The organism is Streptomyces sp. NBC_01320 (assembly GCF_035974375.1).
GTDB classification, from domain to species: domain Bacteria; phylum Actinomycetota; class Actinomycetes; order Streptomycetales; family Streptomycetaceae; genus Streptomyces; species Streptomyces yanii.
Map to the genome: position 1 here is coordinate 4,980,336 of NZ_CP108390.1, position 16,434 is coordinate 4,996,769.

The following is a 16,434-nucleotide window of genomic DNA, read 5'->3' on the forward strand; positions in this document are numbered from 1 at the left end:
CGGCCTTGGGGAACGCCATACCTTTGCCATTCACCCGCCACACGGCTGACATGCTGGCGGACATGGCCACGTATCTCTGCCCGCAGGACGGCACCCGCGCCGACACCACATCCCTGACCTGGTGCTGTCCGGTCTGCCGCGGCCCCTGGGACCTCGACTTCGAGCCGGATGCACCGCTCTCCGTCAACGCGCTTGCCGGACGCGTCAATTCACTGTGGCGTTACGAAGAAGTGCTGCCCCTCTCCTCGCCCACCACCAGCCTCGGCGAGGGCCGCACGCCGCTCGTACCGCTCACCGACACGGTCTCCGCCAAGCTCGACTTCCTGATGCCGACCCTCTCCTTCAAGGACCGCGGCGCCGTGATGCTCGCCGAGCTGGCCCGCCGTCTCTCCCCCGGACGCGTCGTCGCGGACAGCAGTGGCAACGCGGGAACGGCCGTCGCCGCGTACTGCGCGCGGGCCCGACTGCCCTGCACCGTGTACGTCCCCGAGGGCACATCCCCGAAGAAGACCGAGCAGATCCGGGCCCACGGCGCCCGCCTGGAGATCGTCCCCGGCGACCGCGAGGCCACCGCGCTGGCCGCCAGGGCCGCCGCCGACTCCCCCGGCACCTTCTACGCATCGCACGTCTTCAACCCGTACTTCCTGCACGGCACGAAGACGTATGTGTACGAGATGTGGGAAGACCTCGGCGGCAGGCTCCCCGACGCCATCGCCGTGCCGGTCGGCAACGGCACGCTGCTGCTCGGCGCGGCGCTGGCCACCGCGGAACTCCTCGCCCAGGGCCTGATCGACACGCGTCCCGCCCTGATCGCCGTGCAAGCCGAGGCCGTGTCGCCGCTGGCCACCGCGTTCCACCAAGGCGCGGACGGCCTGCCCGACCCTCCCGACCGGGCCGCCCCCGCCCCCACGCTCGCCGAGGGCATCGCCATCCCCCGCCCACCGCGCGCCCGACAGATCCTGGCGGCGGTACGGGAGTCGGGCGGCACCTTCCTCACAGTGACGGAAGATCAGATCCGTACCGCACAGAGGGACCTGGCGGCCCGCGGTTTCTACGTCGAGACGACCGGGGTCGCCTGCTGGGCGGCGGTCGGCGACCGGACGGACCGCAGTGTCGTCGTCCCTCTGTGCGGGGCTGGACTCAAGACGGGCCTGGCTCCCTGATCAGGGAGCTGCCGAAGGCGAGGGAGCGAGCAGGGGTCAGTCCGTCCAGTACGTGTCGTGCTTGATGAAGAACTCGGTCCGCTCCTCCTCCGACCACTGCGCGGCCTCCGCCACCTTCTCGAAGTACTCCTCGCGCGGCGCACCCGGTGTGAACAGCAGCAGCATCGACGCCGGTGCCTCGGAGTCGTTCCGGAAGGCGTGCAGTCCGCCCTGCGGTACGTAGACGAAGTCGCCCTGCGTCGCGTCGACCCACTGCGCGCCGTCGTAGATCCGCACCGTCCCGTCGAGGATGAAGAACGACTCCGAGATGGACCGGTGGAAGTGTGTGGCAGGGCCGCCGGCTCTGGGCGCCATGTCCATCCGGTAGAGCCCGAATTCGCCGTGCGTCGTCTCCGTGGTCGCCAGGTAGTGGGTACTCCCGCCGCTGCGGGTCAGCAGGTTCGCCGCCGTGCTCGCCGGCCGGTACGTGGCGCTGATCTCGCCCTTGTCGTCCGTGTACGTCGGTTCCGGGTACGACATGCCGTTCTCCTCCGTCGATCGAACTGTCAGCCGATCACCCCGCGCGTCGCCCGCCTGCGGCGTCGGCGCCCTTACGTTCGCACAGTGAGCGTCTCGCGCGTCTCTCTCTCGCCACGGTCCCTCCCCACCTGATCGCGGGCGCGCTGATCGCCCCGCCGGCGCCCCTGACGTACGCGGCGTCTCCCCCGACCGCCGGCCGTCCCCGCGCCGACGGCCGACGGTCGGGGGCACCGAGGCCGCATGGGCGCACCGCTCGGCCGAAACCGCTCGCGCACGCCCCCGGGGGCAGCGCGTCATGGACGGCATGACCGACACACGAAAGGCCCATGCCGCGTAAGAGCCTGTCGGGTGACCTTCGATCGGATAGCGGACGCGGTCTGGTGCGTGCGATTCCAAGGCGGCGGGATGTCCTCGGATGGGGCCTCCCCTGCTCGAACGAAGCTGAGAGCTCGGGGAAGGAGCTACTGGGACATTTCGGCAACGCGGGAAGCGTGCGTGCCAGGGCGTGGCCGCCCGATCAGAGGTCACCCGACAGGCTCTAAGCCGCCCGCCGCCGTCCGCAAGGGCCTGCGGCATCGTCACCGCCCTTGGGAGAGCCGCGCCGTGGTGCCCAGGCTCTCGATGCGCGCCCTGACCGAACTCGCTCACGCCGAACGGGAACGCTTCTGGCCGGGCGCCGCCTGCGTTGCGTTCCGGCACTGGCGGCAGCTGGCTGACATCCCCGGGCAGGGAGTGCTCCACCCGCTGCGGACGGGTGTGGGAGGGCTGGTCGGCCAGGGCGATTACTGGGGTCCGGAGGAACGGCGCGGCGCGCTCGACGTACTCCTCCACACGCTTTCGCCGCACTGCGCCCGCGAGTTGCGCGCAGTGCTCACCCCACTCGACGAGCGGTTCCTGCGGCACACCCTCAACGATCCTGCGGCCGGATCAGCGGACACCCCGTGGTGGCTGAGCCGCCTGAAGTACCCCTGACCCCGGACCGGTCCCTCAGCGCGGCTGCGGCTGGAAGTACAGGGCACCCTTCTCGATGAGGTGCCCGGCGTAGGCGCGCCCGATGGCCGGCTTCCCGCGGTACATCCCCACGTATCCCTGCACCGTGTCGACGACGACCGGACGGGCGAAGCAGGCGAATCGGTTGCGCTGCTTCTCCTCCGCCCAGGCCATCGCGGCCGGGTCGATCCGGTCGCTGACCAGGAGAGGGAAGCAGGCGACGCCGGTCTGCATGCCGACGGGCAGCCCGCCCTTGTTCTTCTTGGCGTACGCGAGCACCTGCGTGGTGAACGTGTCGATGACCGGGACGGTGATCTCGGGCACGGCGGCGGCCACGGTGAACAGGTGCAGGTTGGTGGCCGCCCACCGCATCCGGAAGTCGGCCCGCCGGCCGACGAGAACCGGCACGCCCGCCCAGTCCTCCCAGCGCGGCCCGCAGCCGTCGGCCGCCAGTCGGCCCTCGACCGAGGCCAGGTAGTTCCGTATCGACTCTTCGCTCATGGCGGCGATTGTCCACGGGCCGGGCACGCTCCGGAAACCCGGGGCACCCTGTGGGTTCACACGTGCGCCGAGGTCGGTTCCGCAGCGGAAGTGCCCGACGGCGCGGCCGGGGCGCAGGCGGTCGAAGACAATCCCTGCCACCTGTCGGGGCGCGCCGCCCGTCGTGGCTCCGGCGCCCGCAATCGCATCGGCGAGGTCCTGCTTGGGGCGCCACCGGGAAGCCGTTCGCGTGCGGCATCGTCAGGGTCGCCCGGGTGCCCGACGGACTGATCGTCCGGTCACGCACGTCATCGAACCAGCTCGACGCAGCGGTCGAGTTCGACATGGCCGACAGGGCATGCTCGCCGTCCTCGCCACGACGTGGCGCCGCATCCCCTGCACCCGTCGCCGACGTGGTGTGGGGCCCGCTCCGGCAGGATGGGCACCATGACGGACTGCAGGAACAGCCGCGTGGAGCTACTGCAGCGAGCCGGGCTGGACATCATGGGTGACGGGTGGGCCGAGGACGTGCTTCCGCCGTCGGCCGCCTGGCACCCCCTCGCGGCGTTCGATGCGGTGCCGACCATCGCTGTACCGCAGGACCGCCCCGACCTCGTCACCGAACTGAACGCACAGTGGCACCGGCTCGCGGTCGAGCACGGGGTGATCGGCGGGGACGGCGTGTTCCTCATTCATGCCGCCGCCGGAACCGACTGCGACTGCGGACCGAGCCGGTGGACCCGGGTGCGGCTGACCGAACAGTGGGACCTGGCCGGGGTGTTGGCGGACCGCCCGGGGCACCCGGAGTTCGTCACACTCTCCATGGGCGGCGACACCCTGCTGGGAGCGACCTCCGAGGAGCACGAGATCTGGCTCATGGCGGTCGCCGACGTGAAGGCACGGCTGGAGGAAGAGGCGGCGGAGGAGGCGCAGGAGACCCCGGAGGAGTACGAGGCCGCCTGGAAGGCGTTCCTCCGGCAGCCCGGACCGCCCGAGCGACTGCGCGCGGCGTGGATCGACGGACTGCAGCACAACCGGACCTCACCCGAGGACGTACTCCTGCGGCTGCTCGAAACGGCCCCGCACCTCCTCTGGCGCAAGCTGCCGACAGCGGTCGTCGATGCGGCCGTGGCCCACCCCGAGTGGAAGGTACGGAGTCGGACAGCTGAGTGCCAACCGGACCTGACACCGGAACAGTGGACCCGGCTCGTGCTGAACGAACCCAGCAGCGCACGCCGCCACCTCCTCGCCGAACTCGCCGCGGACAAGCACGCCCAACTCACCGGCGCGGGGTACGAACAGCTCGCCACCGCCGCCGAACCGAGTGCCCGCGCAGAGGCCGCCCGCCTCCCCGGTCTGCCCGTACAGCTGCTCACCGCACTCGTGGCCGACCCCGATCCCCGCGTGCGGGCCGAGGCCGTCCCGCGCGCCTGGATGCTCGGGCACGGGACGGCCTGATGGCCGACCCCGACAGGGGTGTGCGCACGGCAGCGCTGTTCCGGCACTACGAGGACCAGCCGATGCCCCGGTCGGTCTACGACGCACTGCCGTACGGCGATCACGCGGCCGAGACGTACTGCCTGGACGACGAACTGGCCGCACAACTCTCCGTGCACGAGGACCCGGCCCGCCGTCGCGCCCTCGCCCGCAACCCGCACCTGAAGCCGGAACTCGTCGCCGCCCTCGCCGACGACCCGGACGACGAGGTGCGTCTCGCCGTCTCCGTACGTCCTGAGCTCAGCGAGAAACAGCGGGCGTCCGTTCGCATCGACATCGACCCGCACGTCATGCGCCGTGAACTTCCCTGGATCGCCGCGCTCCACGACGACCCGGCGGCCATGCGCCGCTGCGCCGCCTCGTCCCATCTGCTGCTGCGCCGCGGAGCCGCCCGCGCCAGGCACCTGCCGCCGGACGTCGTCGAACTCCTCGCCCGGGACGAGGACCGCGTCGTACGTCTCTTCCTCGCCGAGTCCTGCGACGACGCACCCGCCGAGCTGCTCCTGGAGGTGTGGCAGTGGTGGTCCGGCAGCTTCTCGTACCCCGACCGCCCGCGCGGCCACCCGAATTTTCCCCGCAGCGACCTCCTCCGGTACGCCGAGAACCCGCACCCGCGCATGCGCCAACTGGCCCTGGACGACTCGGATTCCAAGGCCGACCTGGTGGAACGCTTCAGCCGGGACACCCATGAGGAGGTACGCCACCGGGCCGCGACCGACCCACGCCTGTCACCCGTCTCCGCGGTACGACTCCTCAACGACCCACGGAGATCGGTCCGGCACGCGGCCGCGACCCACCCGCGCCTGCCGGCCCGCACCCTGATCCGGCTGCTGCGGGACACGGCCACGGCGGAGTCCGCGGCCCAGAACCCGGCGCTGCCCGTCGCCGTCATGCACTACATGCTCGACTCGGCCGCGGCCGGACCCGCTTCCCCGCACGGACGGTGAGCCGGGCCGTGCCGCCCTGCTCACCGTATGCGGAACTGCGCCCCCGCCTGTCTGTCGGAACCGGCGCCTGCTGAGAATCGGGGCCGGCATGGGTTCACACTGTGCAGGCCCGCCTCGCACATCAGGCACTCAAGAAGCCGCCCGGCCCGGTTCTGTGGGCCGTCGGTGGCAAAGCGACCGACGCCCGCTTGCGCCTGCCGTCGGGTTCCCGCGCCGCGCTGAACAATCGCCCTGGTCAAGACGGACGGACGGGTCTCAGCGGAGTGAGGGGAACGACCGATGGACAGAACGGGACATCCGGATCGCAGAGCTCTGCTCGCCGGCGGAATTGTGGTCGCCACGGTCGCGCTTGCGGGGTGCTCATCGACGAGCGCCGCCCCGTCGGCGACCAGCGCTTCGCCGCAAGCGCGGCCGACCACACCCGCCGCGGCATTCGCAAGACTGATGGACGGCAATGAGCGCTGGGTGAGCGGAGAACTTCGACATCCCGACCGGGATCCGGACCGGCGCCAGCTCGTGGCCCAGGCGCAGGAACCCTTCGGGGCGATCCTCTCGTGCATCGACTCCCGGGTGCCGCCCGAACTCCTCTTCGACACCGGGCTGGGTGACCTTTACGTGATGCGCACCGGTGGGGAGGCGGTCGGCCCCGTGGTCACGGGTTCCGTGGAGTACGGGCCCATGACGAGTGGCACTCCGCTCATCGTCGTCCTCGGGCATCAGCGGTGCGGCGCCGTCGGAGCGGCGTACAAGTCCATCCGTGACGGCAAACCGCTGCCAGGAAACCTGGAGGCGATCGCCAGGGCGCTGCGGCCGGCGTACGAGCAGGCAGTCCGGGAGGGGGGCGCCGACCCGGTCGAGACCATGGCCCGCGCCCAGGTCACGCTGACCGCGGCCGACCTGCGCTCCAACCAGGACCTCGCCCCACTCGTGGCAAAAGGCGCGCTTGCCGTGGTCGGCGCCTACTACTCGCTCGATACCGGCAAGGTGGACGTCCTGGCCGGCGCGCCTTCCTGACCGGCGGACATGAATGTCAGCACCACGTCAGCACGGAACACGGAAAGGGCCGGGCTCAACTGAGCCCGCCCCTTTCCGACCTGCACATCGGACGTGCGGTGCCGAACCGGTCACACGTTGAACCAGAATGCCGAGCACAGAGCTGCCACCTGCACGGATGTCGTTCCGACGCGGGCCATCCCAGCACCGTCCCAGCACGGTACGTCCCGGCCTCAAGAAGGAAGCGAAGAAGGTGCACCGGAATCCGCAGCGGCCCGCAGGCGGAGCAGGACAGTTCCGATGAGCTTGTCCTCGGGGCAGTAGCCCAACTGTTTGGAGTCCATCGAGCCCGGCTTCTCGCCCAGGAGGACGAGCATGCCCGGCGGCACGTGGGTACCGGGGCATCGGCCGGCCCATTGCGGTACGGGCTCTCCGGCGACGGCGACGATGCGTTTGACGTACCACGAGTCGGGCGTGGTGCCCGTGGGGGAGTGCCAGCCGTGCTCGGGGTGGGGTGCGACGACGACGGCCACCCGGCCCGTGGCGACACGGCGTCTTCCACGGAGCATGAGGACCCGGTCGCCGGGCATGAGGGTCGGCGACATGCTGTGTCCGCGGACGGTCACAGCCACCAGCCGCCCACGCGCCAGCAACAGGGCTGCGACGAGGACGAGGAGTCCTGCGAGGGCGAGGAGCACCGGGGCTGCGGCGGTCACCGGACGGTCTCCTCGTAGCCTTCGGCTTGGGTGGTGAAGAGCTCGGCATGGGTGCCGTGGGCAGTCATGAGCTGTTCGTGGGTGCCTGTCTCCTGCACGGTTCCGTCGGCGATGACGACGATGGCGTCTGCGGCGCGGACGGTGTTGAGGCGGTGGGAGACGAGGATGCTCGTCGCGCCCTGGCGCAGTGAGGTGAGCCGGTCGTGGACGTGGTGTTCGGCGACCGCGTCGAGGCCGGTGCTGGGTTCGTCGAGGATCATGAGATCCCGTTCGGAACGCATCAGGGCCCGGGCGAGCGCGAGGCGCTGCCACTGGCCGCCCGACAGCTGGACACCAGGGCTGGTGTCTTCGGTGTCGTCGGGGAAGAACATCCGGCTGAGCATGGTGTCGTACCCCTGTGGGAGGCGGGCGAGGGCGGTGTGGATGTCCGCGTCGGCGGCGGCGGCGTGGATGCGCCCATGGTCGTGGAGAGAGCCGAGGTCACCGAGACCGATGTTCTCCCCCGCGGTGAGGTCGTACTCCATCGGGTCCTGGAAGACGACGCTGACTCGCCGGCGCAGCTGGTCCGCAGGGAAGTCCCTGAGGTCGATGCCGTCCCAGTGGATGCTGCCCCGCTGCGGGTCGTAGAGGCGGCACAGCAGTTTGACAAGGGTGCTCTTGCCGGCCCCGTTGAGACCGACGATGGCCAGGCTGGTGCCGTGCGGGATGGTCAGGCTGATTCCGCGGAGGATCCACGGTCCGTCGTCGGTGTAACGGAACCAGACGTCCCGGAGTTCGACGCCGTGGCTCAGGGACGGTGGGGCGATCGGGACGGCCGGGGCGGGGAGGTCGTCCCGGACCTGGGTGACATGCAGGTAGTGGCTGAACAGCAGGGCCGTCTGGTGGCTTTGGGCGATGCACCCCACCAGGCTGACGAGTGCCGTCTGCATGCCGGCGAGGGCGGCGACGAGGAGGGACACGTCACCGGCGGTGAGGGCGTGGGTGGCTGCCTGGTGCACGCCCCAGACGAGTGCGCCGGTGGAGACGCCGGCTCCGAGGACAGCGAGGGCCGTCTCGTGGGTGGCGAGGCGGCGATCGAGGCGTTCCTCCTGCTGGTTGATGCTGTCGAGATCGGTACGCATGCGCTGCGCGAAGTAGCCGCCGAGGCCGTAGAGGCGGATCTCTTTCGCCGCTTGGGTGTCGGTGAGGAGCCCTCGGTAGAAGATCTGGCGGCGGGCGAGGTTGCTGGTGCGCCAGAACATGTCCGCGCGATGGCGGCTGTTGGCCAGGTGGGCGAAGAGGCCGCCATGCTTGCCACGGGGTCGCATTTTCGAGTGCTCGGCAGAGTTGAGTGGTCCGTCGACGGACGCCCCAGAGCCATCGGTCGCCGCCGCGAGCGTCTGCTGCTGGGTTTACTCCTGCTGGAGATGGGCCGGCCGCTCCCGATGGACCGGCTGATCGATCTGCTGTCGGACGAGGACGAACGACCGCCGTCCCGGACCGATTTGTATGTGCATGTCTGCCGGCTGCGGGCGAGCCTTCGCCAGGGCGGGTGCGACGGGTCGGTGCGGCTGGTGCGGAGCGGCTCGACGTACGCCCTGACCGGCGATCCGCAGCTGGTGGATCTGCACCGCTTCACTCAGCTGGTCAACCGGGCTCAGCAGGGCACCGAGCCGCAGGAGGTTTCACGACTCGCCTCGTCCGCCCTGGCCGAGTGGCGGGGGGCGGTGCTGGAGGACGTCGCATCCGAGCGGACACGCCGAGGTGTCGGTACCGCTTTCGACGAACTGCTGATCTCGGCACAACTGCTGCGTGTCGCGGCGGAGTTCAAGCTGCGTAACTACTGGTCGCTTGCCGCGGAGCTTGCGCGGCTCACCGAGGACCACCCGGAACACGAGATGCTCTTGGCCTTCCGTGCGGCCACGCTCTACGAGTGCGGCCGTCGCGCGGATGCGCTGCGAGTGCTGTCCTCGGCGCGAGCACGAATGACCGCGCGGCTGGGGTTGGATCTGAGCCGCGAGCTGCAGGATCTGCGCGAGGCGATCCTGCGGGGCAATCCCATGGACCGTCGCATCTTCCGCTGTGGCGCCCTGGGCGCCGCGTGATGCACCGCAGCATCCCCACCAACCCGGCACGGTAGTGGTGGGCAGGGGCGATGACGAGTGACGAGGAATCAGATTTCCCAGCACCATCCCAGTACGGGAAAAACCAGGGCCCGACTCCGAAGAGCCGGGCCCTTTCTGACCTGTATGTTTACCAGATCAGCGATGTGGTGCCATGTCACCCGCTACACGTCGGAGCGGAATGTCTGCCCGCCGATCCTGACCTGCGGCGGAGCCCCATCCAGGGTTCTGACCATGGGTTTCTCCGTTGGCATGCGTTGGCCTCCGACGGCCGAAAGCAGCATTACTGAGTCATGATCCAATGAGGGTGGGACGCGTCTTCGGCGCAGACGAAAACGTACATCTTCCCCCAACGCGAAACTGAAATATCGGTGGGGATGTTCGCCCCCCTGATCCCGACACTTCGCTGATCCTCAACCGGCACCCAGCTGCGATTCCCGCCGTCCCATTCATGGGTGGCGACAGTGAGCAACAGCCGCATCGACCGGCCGCAGTGCGCGGGCACCTCCCCCGGCCCGGTCACGTTCCACGCGACGAACCCGCCGATCTTCCAGCCTGGCGCAACGGAAAGATCCGACTGGTAATCCGGGGCATCCTCGTCATCCCAGTTCGTCCATCGATCCACCTTCGCCTGCAGATCCGCCGGCAGCAGCTCGACGTACTGATACTCGCGCACGGTCTCCGGATGCACGACACACGGCGACGGCACATAGCCCTCACGGCCGACCACCGGAAACTCCGGCAGCGTCGCCAAAGGCTTGCTCACATCAGCCGTAGATCGCCAGACCAGCCGCAGATGGACCTGATGACCGTCGTGCCGTTCGAAGGGACACCACAGCACCTGCAGCAGATCGCACCCGGAGGGCGCTTCCAGACCCGGAATGCCACGAGCGTAGAACTGCCCCACCGCGAGCAGCGGAATCGGATCCTCAGGCCGGACGTCGGGCGCGTACCGCCCCCGCTTCTCCAACGCCTCCCAGCGTTCGCGTTCTTCGTCATCGGGATCCGTTCCACGTCGACGGAAGTCATCACGCATGCGCCGCGCTTCGCGTACATGGGCCAGCAGCTCTCCCCGGTCCTTGCGATGCACCTCAGCACACACGGGCCAAGGCTCATCCTCCGGCCACAGCAACGGCCCGCCGACCGAGCTGTCATGGATGGAAGGGTTCCCCCGCCTCGGGTGAAGACGAGCGGTCGTCAAGGCGTGCCCACTCAACTCCGGAAATACGGCCTCCACGTCCACCGGCCGGGCAGGCGTCGTACGAGTCATCTCACATTCTCCCCATCCTCTGGAGGGTGTGCCTCCAGGATCGACGCCGTCCCGCCGGCCACCGCAGTCTCGTACAGCGTGATCCGGTCGCCAGGGACGAGGTGCCTCCACCGCGCGGGTGTCAGGGGCAGGCGGCGCACTGGAGCCCGAGCGCCGGGCGCAAGGTCGGGAGCGAACTCGACCCACACGCGGGCGATGTCCAGGTCGGATGCCCCGTCCTCCCTCCGGTGGCCGATGTCCCACATCGGCCGCAGCACCCCAGCTCCGGGGATCGGAGTACGCCGGAACGTCTCACCGGCCGGGAGGAGCACGAGATCAGCCCGGATGACGCCCACTCGTGTCTCGGTACCCCGCCACCGGCACCACTCCCTGCTCCGTTCGAGCCCCAGCATCACCGCCACGCGTTCCAGCTGCTCCCAGAAACCCTTCGGTGCCGTCCATCCGTCACCCAGTTCCTCGAGCAGGCCGAGCGCCACTTCCCACTCGTCGTGCGCGAGGTAGTCCCAGACATCGGAAACGGTGACGTCGTTGTCGGTGGCAACGCCTTCGGGCACCAGCAACGAGGTGGTCGGCGAGGCCGCCGACAGGCGCGAAGCCGTCGAACTCGCCCGCGCCCAACAGCCCGACATCGTCCTCATGGACATCCGCAGCCCGGCACGGACGGCCTGGCCGCCACCCAGGCCATCGGCGAGGACCCCGACCTGGCTGGCACCCGCGTCCTCGCCGTTGGCCGCGCTGGATCCGGCCCGATCCGCCCGCGCCGCCCTCGACCGCAGGAGATCACACCGCCACGAGCCGGGCGCGATCGCCGCAGAGCTTCGTCATGTCGTCGATATCGGAGGTCAACATGACCACAGGGCGGTGCTGTCGCAGCGCGGCCTCGGCGACCGCCGCATCGATCGCGTACTTGTGCCCGTGCAAGCCGGCATCCATCAGCAGTTTCGAGGCCGCCCTCACCTCCTCGTCGCCCACCGGGACTACGCGCAGTCCGGAGAGCACCCAGTTCAGGCGAGACTTGTTCGTACGGGCGTGGACGACCTCGATGATGGTGAGCGCACTGATCACGACCTCCATACCGCGCGAGCGCGCCTCAGCAACCAGAGCAACCACCTGCTCGTCGTCGGCGAGCAGCTTCGAGAGCCCCTCGCTGTCGAGGACCAGCGTCCCCTCGTGACTCAGCTTGCGGCGGGCCACTCGGCCTCCTCGGCGAACACCTCGTCGAAGACCTGCCGTGCCCGCTGACGGGCCTGCTCGGAGACCGGCCCCTTCCGGTTCTCGTAGTCCGCCAGGTACTCGTCCAGCACCTGACCGCGCAGCTCACGCTCAACCGCCGCGGCGATGAATGCGGAGAACTCCCGCTTGCCCACCCGCGCCCGGATCGCCTCCGCGGTCCCCTCCGGCAGCGACAGGCTCACCCGCGTCGCCGGCCCTTCCCCGATGCTGTACGTCGTCTCAGCCATACCCCCCAGTGTGTCAAACGAGTAGGAAAAGCGCGACGGCCCACCCTCCCGCCACCCGCGCGGGGAGCCACCCGGGGAAGGGCCGGGGAAGAGTCGCCCGCCCCGCCCACCCTCCTCTCGTCGCGCACCGCACGGTCCGCGACTCAGCACGGGAGCCGGCCGCCGTCCCAGCACGATCCCAGCACGGCAGGGATGAGCAGGGATGATGACAGGTGACGAGGGGTCAGGTTTCCCAGCACCATCCCAGCACGGGAAAAAACCAGGGGCCCGACTCCGAAGAGTCGGACCCCTTCCGACCTGCATGTTTGCCAGATCAGCGACGTGGCGATACAGCGCCCGCTACACGTTGAAGCGGAACATATCGGGGCTGGATCTGACCTGCGGCGGAGCATCGATCACGGCTCTGACCAGGCAATTCCCCGTTGGGATGCGTTGGCTTCCGACGGGCATTTACGGGTGTCCTGCGGACTGTCTGCGGACTCGCGCCGGCCGTGCCGAGGCACAGAAATCCATGCCACACCGGCCAGGCCGTCGACGAGACCGCGCAGGTGAGCGACCGCTCCCCCGTTATGTTCTTCGCGGTCCTGCAAGAGGGCCGCTGGCCTCCGGGCCCGGCATGACTGTGTCCCCCTGTCGAACAGATGACCTGGGGGGTGGTGTCACCGGGCCCGGGAGGTGCCGTCGGAGACGCTGATGAGAGGTCCGGCCACTGCCCGGTCCGGCGCAATGCCGGACAGCTCGCGGGCGGCAGGTCTGCATAACGTGGATGCGCGCGTACGACACCACTGCCGAGGCCGGCACGTTCAACTCGCCTGGAGGGGCGCGATGTTCGATACCGAAGACGTGGGTGTGTTCCTCGGCCTGGACGTCGGCAAGAGTGCTCATCACGGCCACGGACTCACCCCGGCCGGGAAGAAGGTCCTCGACAAGCAGCTGCCCAACAGCGAGCCGAGGCTGCGGGCCGCGTTCGACAAGCTGACCGCGAAGTTCGGCACCGTCCTGGTGATCGTGGACCAGCCCGCCTCGATCGGCGCCCTCCCGCTGGCCGTGGCCCGCGACGCGGGCTGCAAGGTCGCCTACCTGCCCGGCCTGGCAATGCGCCGGATCGCCGACCTTTATCCGGGCGAGGCGAAGACCGACGCTCGTGACGCGGCGGTGATCGCGGACGCGGCCCGCACCCTGCCGCACACCCTGCGCTCTCTGGAACTGACCGACGAGATCACCGCCGAACTGACCGTGCTCGTCGGCTTCGACCAGGACCTGGCCGCCGAGGCCACCCGCACGTCCAACCGGATACGCGGCCTGCTCACCCAGTTCCACCCAAGCCTGGAGCGTGTCCTGGGCCCCCGTCTCGACCACCAGGCCGTCACCTGGCTTCTTGAACGCCACGGATCCCCGGCCGCACTGCGAAAGGCCGGACGCCGCCGCCTCGTCGAACTCGTCCGGCCCAAGGCCCCGCGCATGGCCACTCGGCTGATCGACGACGTCTTCGACGCGCTCGACGAGCAGACCGTCGTCGTGCCAGGGACCGGCACCCTCGACATCGTCGTTCCCTCCCTGGCCCGCTCGCTCGCGGCCGTCCAGGAACAGCGCCGGGCTCTAAAAGCCCAGATCAACACCCTGCTGGAGGCTCACCCTCTTTCCCCGGTCCTGACGTCGATGCCCGGCGTCGGCGTCAGGACCGCCGCCGTCCTGCTGGTCACCGTCGGAGACGGCACCAACTTCCCCACCGCCGCCCACCTCGCCTCCTACGCCGGCCTCGCCCCCACCACGAAATCGTCCGGCACATCGATCCACGGCGAGCACGCACCCCGAGGCGGCAACCGGCAACTCAAACGCGCCATGTTCCTCTCCGCCTTCGCCTGCATGAACGCCGATCCCGCCTCCCGCACCTACTACGACAAGCAACACGCCCGCGGCAAAACCCACACCCAGGCCCTCCTCCGCCTCGCCCGCCAACGCACCAGCGTCCTGTTCGCCATGCTCCGAGACGGCACCTTCTACGAGTCCCGAACCCCCACCGTCACCCTCGCCGCATGACCAGGATGAAAACCCTCAAAACCGGCAGCACGAACTTGACGAAGGACATAGAGGCCCCCCCGCCGGACTCGACGCCGACTACTTCGCCGCGTACCTGCGCGGTCCGGAGGCACGGACGTGGCTGGAAACCCACTCCACGGGGAGCATGAAGATGAAGACCATCTCCCTCGGCGTACTCGGCGATCTGCCCGTGGTATTGCCCGACCTCGCAACCCAGCAGGCGATCGCCGACACGATGACACAGCTGGACGAACACGAGCGCCTGCTGCGCGAACAGCTCGCCCTGACACGGCGCATCCGCCACGGCGCGCTGGACGGAGGCATCATCCCCACGCCGTAGCCACCACCACGGCCGGGACTGCCGTGGGCATCGCCCCGCCACGCCACGGCCTGCCGACGGATCGACACCGAGGGATCTGAGGTACGGACCCAGGTCTGCCTCCCGCGCCCCCGGTCCCGTGGAAGCGGAGACCGGACGCCCGCAACTCGCGCGCAGTCAGCTCCTCGTCGCCATGACCCGTGCCCGCGGCCTCCTTCGCTGGGGAGTGTGGGCCTGCCCGGGAGGGGCACACCGGCCGTGACCAGAGCGCATAGAGGGCGCGTTCTGGTGCCGACGGTCCTCAAGGTATGAGTGTTGAGGCAGTGGGGCCGATCCGGCCGAGGTAGACCTCGTCGCTGCGCTCATCTCGCAAGGTGCGAGTCGGAGCGCATTGCTGACGATGCTCCTGTGCGGGGCTCCGCCGGATCACTCACGACGTGAGAGATCCCGGACTTCGCGGCTATCGGGGCTGCCACGCCCGTACGAGGTCCTCCGGCCCCCAGTGCGCGGTGAGCGGCAGATCATCGGTCACCCCACAGCGGGAGACCGCGACCAGTGGAGTATCCGGGGCGGTACCGGGGACGGCGAGCATGTCGCGCACCAAGGCGTCGTACTCATGACGGCCGAAGGGCTGGGTCTCCAGCCACTTGACCGACCCGACGAAGGACACCTGCCGGGCCACCGGCTCGCGGTCTGCACCGATGAGGTCGATCTCGGGGTTGTTCTGACGGTTCCACCAACCGCCGATGGCCTCGGTCTCGGGCCACTCATCATTGGGCATCAGACGCAGCAAGGACTCGCGGATCAGTGGCTCGACCGCTCGCCCGCGCCAACTGGTCCATGACCGCTCGATGCGTTCCAGTGCCAAGTCACCGCGGCCTCGCTCGATGAGTGGGATCGCGCGTGCCAGGAACGCCAGCCAGAACCGCAGATACGGGTCGGCGATCCGGTAGCGCTTGTTCTTGCTGTCCGGCTTGACCGACAGGGGGAGATCAGCAGCCAGGACTCGCTTGGCCTGCAGCGTGGCCAGCAGCGGGGAGAGCGTGCCGGACGGCAGAGCGCTGGCGCCGCCGGCCTGGGCTGCGATTGCACTGAACGTGCGCTCACCGCTGCCAACCGCTTCCAGCACGGCCCGTGAGTGCGAAGCCTCGGGGAATTCGCCCAGCAGGGACAGCTCGCCAGCCACCAGCAGGGGCGAGAGAGGATTGGCGACCGACGCCTGCAAGAAGGCTGTACGCCCCATTCCCGGCCGCCACGACTGCACGATCTCGGGGAATCCGCCAGTGATCAACTGGGCGTCGACGGCCCCTGCGGCGTCGAGTTCGGTCATGGCCTGTACGTCGGCCAGGTTCAGGGGGTGGACGGTCATTTTCGCTGCCCGACCGAAGAATGGGCGTCCGTACGACTGCAGTGCCTCCATCACCGATGTATCGCTGCCAACCAGCAGCAGAAGCACGGGCTTGGAGGACAAGTGACGGTCCCAGACAGTCTGGAGTGCGCCCTCGAATTCCTGATCCTGCTCGACCAGCCAGGGCACCTCGTCGATCACCGCGATGCTGGGCGAGTCATCGGGTACCGCGAGCGCCAGCGAGCGCAGGGCCTGGTTCCAGTCCTGCGCCTGGAGGCCGGCGACCAGCTCCGCCCCAGGCAGTAGCGACTGCGCGAGCGTCGCGGCAAAGTCGGCGCGCTCCGTCACAGGGTTGCGCCCACGGGTGGCCTGAAACACCACGTATGGCGCTCCCGAGCGGTCGCAGAACTCCTGGACCAGTCGCGACTTCCCTACTCGGCGCCGACCCGTCATGATCACAGCCCGCCCCCGAGTGGCTCCAACCCCCTCTGCCACTGTCCGGTACTGCTCAGCCAGCAGCTCAAGATCTCCGGCCCGACCTTGAAACTCCACGACGCACCCCTGAGGACAATTAACGTAGATAGATTCTT

Annotated in this window: 17 protein-coding genes; 8 read left to right on the top strand and 9 right to left on the bottom strand. The window is 69.3% G+C overall.

What is annotated here, in order from left to right:
• The first annotated feature begins 62 nt into the window (after positions 1–62).
• Positions 63–1,163, top strand: a complete 1,101-nt coding sequence (locus OG395_RS22405) for a threonine synthase (protein WP_327244551.1) — start codon at positions 63–65, stop codon at positions 1,161–1,163.
• Between the two features lie 36 nt (positions 1,164–1,199).
• Here the strand turns inward: OG395_RS22405 and OG395_RS22410 are convergent, their stop codons facing one another.
• Positions 1,200–1,682 (bottom strand): cupin domain-containing protein, encoded by a 483-nt coding sequence (locus OG395_RS22410; RefSeq protein WP_327244552.1) that lies wholly within the window; start codon positions 1,680–1,682, stop codon positions 1,200–1,202.
• Between the two features lie 603 nt (positions 1,683–2,285).
• Between OG395_RS22410 and OG395_RS22415 the strand changes: the two genes are divergently transcribed.
• Positions 2,286–2,654 carry a hypothetical protein gene (locus tag OG395_RS22415; protein WP_327244553.1) on the top strand — a complete coding sequence of 123 codons (369 nt, stop codon included), beginning with the start codon at positions 2,286–2,288 and terminating at the stop codon, positions 2,652–2,654.
• A 15-nt stretch (positions 2,655–2,669) separates the two neighbouring features.
• Here the strand turns inward: OG395_RS22415 and OG395_RS22420 are convergent, their stop codons facing one another.
• Entirely contained in the window at positions 2,670–3,173 is a 504-nt protein-coding gene (locus tag OG395_RS22420) for a levansucrase (protein WP_327244554.1), read from the bottom strand.
• A gap of 426 nt (positions 3,174–3,599) precedes the next feature.
• Between OG395_RS22420 and OG395_RS22425 the strand changes: the two genes are divergently transcribed.
• The 3 genes from OG395_RS22425 (at position 3,600) to OG395_RS22435 (ending at position 6,610) form a co-directional block, all read left to right on the top strand.
• On the top strand, positions 3,600–4,610 hold the full coding sequence (locus tag OG395_RS22425) for a hypothetical protein (RefSeq protein WP_327244555.1): 1,011 nt from the start codon (positions 3,600–3,602) through the stop codon (positions 4,608–4,610).
• Complete coding sequence (locus tag OG395_RS22430) at positions 4,610–5,596, top strand: hypothetical protein (protein WP_327244556.1); 987 nt, start codon at positions 4,610–4,612, stop codon at positions 5,594–5,596. Before OG395_RS22425 ends, OG395_RS22430 begins: the two co-directional genes overlap by 1 nt.
• Before the next feature lie 465 nt (positions 5,597–6,061).
• Entirely contained in the window at positions 6,062–6,610 is a 549-nt protein-coding gene (locus tag OG395_RS22435) for a carbonic anhydrase (protein ID WP_327244557.1), read from the top strand.
• Positions 6,611–6,822: 212 nt separating this feature from the next.
• Here the strand turns inward: OG395_RS22435 and OG395_RS22440 are convergent, their stop codons facing one another.
• The gene (locus tag OG395_RS22440; RefSeq protein ID WP_327244558.1) at positions 6,823–7,305 is read right to left on the bottom strand and encodes a S26 family signal peptidase; all 483 of its coding nucleotides are present in this window, start codon (positions 7,303–7,305) and stop codon (positions 6,823–6,825) included.
• Positions 7,302–8,612, bottom strand: coding sequence for an ABC transporter ATP-binding protein (locus OG395_RS22445; protein WP_327244559.1), 1,311 nt, complete (start codon positions 8,610–8,612; stop codon positions 7,302–7,304). The genes OG395_RS22440 and OG395_RS22445 overlap by 4 nt, the downstream gene beginning before the upstream one ends.
• 6 nt (positions 8,613–8,618) lie before the next feature.
• On the opposite strand from OG395_RS22445, the gene OG395_RS22450 reads away from it, so the two are divergent.
• Positions 8,619–9,389, top strand: coding sequence for an AfsR/SARP family transcriptional regulator (locus tag OG395_RS22450; protein WP_327244560.1), 771 nt, complete (start codon positions 8,619–8,621; stop codon positions 9,387–9,389).
• Between the two features lie 301 nt (positions 9,390–9,690).
• On the opposite strand, the gene OG395_RS22455 is transcribed toward OG395_RS22450, so the two are convergent.
• From OG395_RS22455 to OG395_RS22475, 4 genes are all read right to left on the bottom strand, one after another.
• Positions 9,691–10,509, bottom strand: coding sequence for a hypothetical protein (locus OG395_RS22455; RefSeq protein ID WP_327244561.1), 819 nt, complete (start codon positions 10,507–10,509; stop codon positions 9,691–9,693).
• Positions 10,510–10,673: 164 nt separating this feature from the next.
• On the bottom strand, positions 10,674–11,231 hold the full coding sequence (locus OG395_RS22460; protein WP_327244562.1) for a hypothetical protein: 558 nt from the start codon (positions 11,229–11,231) through the stop codon (positions 10,674–10,676).
• Positions 11,232–11,457: 226 nt separating this feature from the next.
• Positions 11,458–11,871, bottom strand: a complete 414-nt coding sequence (locus OG395_RS22470) for a PIN domain-containing protein (RefSeq protein ID WP_327244563.1) — start codon at positions 11,869–11,871, stop codon at positions 11,458–11,460.
• Positions 11,853–12,137, bottom strand: coding sequence for a hypothetical protein (locus OG395_RS22475; RefSeq protein WP_055570483.1), 285 nt, complete (start codon positions 12,135–12,137; stop codon positions 11,853–11,855). Before OG395_RS22475 ends, OG395_RS22470 begins: the two co-directional genes overlap by 19 nt.
• Positions 12,138–12,962: 825 nt before the next feature.
• On the opposite strand from OG395_RS22475, the gene OG395_RS22480 reads away from it, so the two are divergent.
• Positions 12,963–14,177 carry an IS110 family transposase gene (locus OG395_RS22480; protein ID WP_327244564.1) on the top strand — a complete coding sequence of 405 codons (1,215 nt, stop codon included), beginning with the start codon at positions 12,963–12,965 and terminating at the stop codon, positions 14,175–14,177.
• A 151-nt stretch (positions 14,178–14,328) separates the two neighbouring features.
• Positions 14,329–14,517: a hypothetical protein gene (locus tag OG395_RS22485; RefSeq protein WP_176740223.1), complete on the top strand. Its 189-nt coding sequence runs from the start codon at positions 14,329–14,331 to the stop codon at positions 14,515–14,517.
• A 439-nt stretch (positions 14,518–14,956) separates the two neighbouring features.
• Here the strand turns inward: OG395_RS22485 and OG395_RS22490 are convergent, their stop codons facing one another.
• Complete coding sequence (locus OG395_RS22490) at positions 14,957–16,396, bottom strand: ATP-binding protein (protein ID WP_327244565.1); 1,440 nt, start codon at positions 16,394–16,396, stop codon at positions 14,957–14,959.
• Positions 16,397–16,434 lie beyond the last annotated feature (38 nt).

Excerpts from the sequence above, each read along its gene's own strand:
- OG395_RS22480 (WP_327244564.1), top strand. The coding sequence starts at position 12,963 with ATGTTCGATACCGAAGACGTGGGTGTGTTCCTCGGCCTGGACGTCGGC.
- OG395_RS22420 (WP_327244554.1), bottom strand. The coding sequence starts at position 3,173 with ATGAGCGAAGAGTCGATACGGAACTACCTGGCCTCGGTCGAGGGCCGA.
- OG395_RS22425 (WP_327244555.1), top strand. The coding sequence starts at position 3,600 with ATGACGGACTGCAGGAACAGCCGCGTGGAGCTACTGCAGCGAGCCGGG.
- OG395_RS22430 (WP_327244556.1), top strand. The coding sequence starts at position 4,610 with ATGGCCGACCCCGACAGGGGTGTGCGCACGGCAGCGCTGTTCCGGCAC.
- OG395_RS22475 (WP_055570483.1), bottom strand. The coding sequence starts at position 12,137 with ATGGCTGAGACGACGTACAGCATCGGGGAAGGGCCGGCGACGCGGGTG.
- OG395_RS22445 (WP_327244559.1), bottom strand. The coding sequence starts at position 8,612 with ATGCGACCCCGTGGCAAGCATGGCGGCCTCTTCGCCCACCTGGCCAAC.
- OG395_RS22410 (WP_327244552.1), bottom strand. The coding sequence starts at position 1,682 with ATGTCGTACCCGGAACCGACGTACACGGACGACAAGGGCGAGATCAGC.
- OG395_RS22405 (WP_327244551.1), top strand. The coding sequence starts at position 63 with ATGGCCACGTATCTCTGCCCGCAGGACGGCACCCGCGCCGACACCACA.
- OG395_RS22485 (WP_176740223.1), top strand. The coding sequence starts at position 14,329 with ATGAAGACCATCTCCCTCGGCGTACTCGGCGATCTGCCCGTGGTATTG.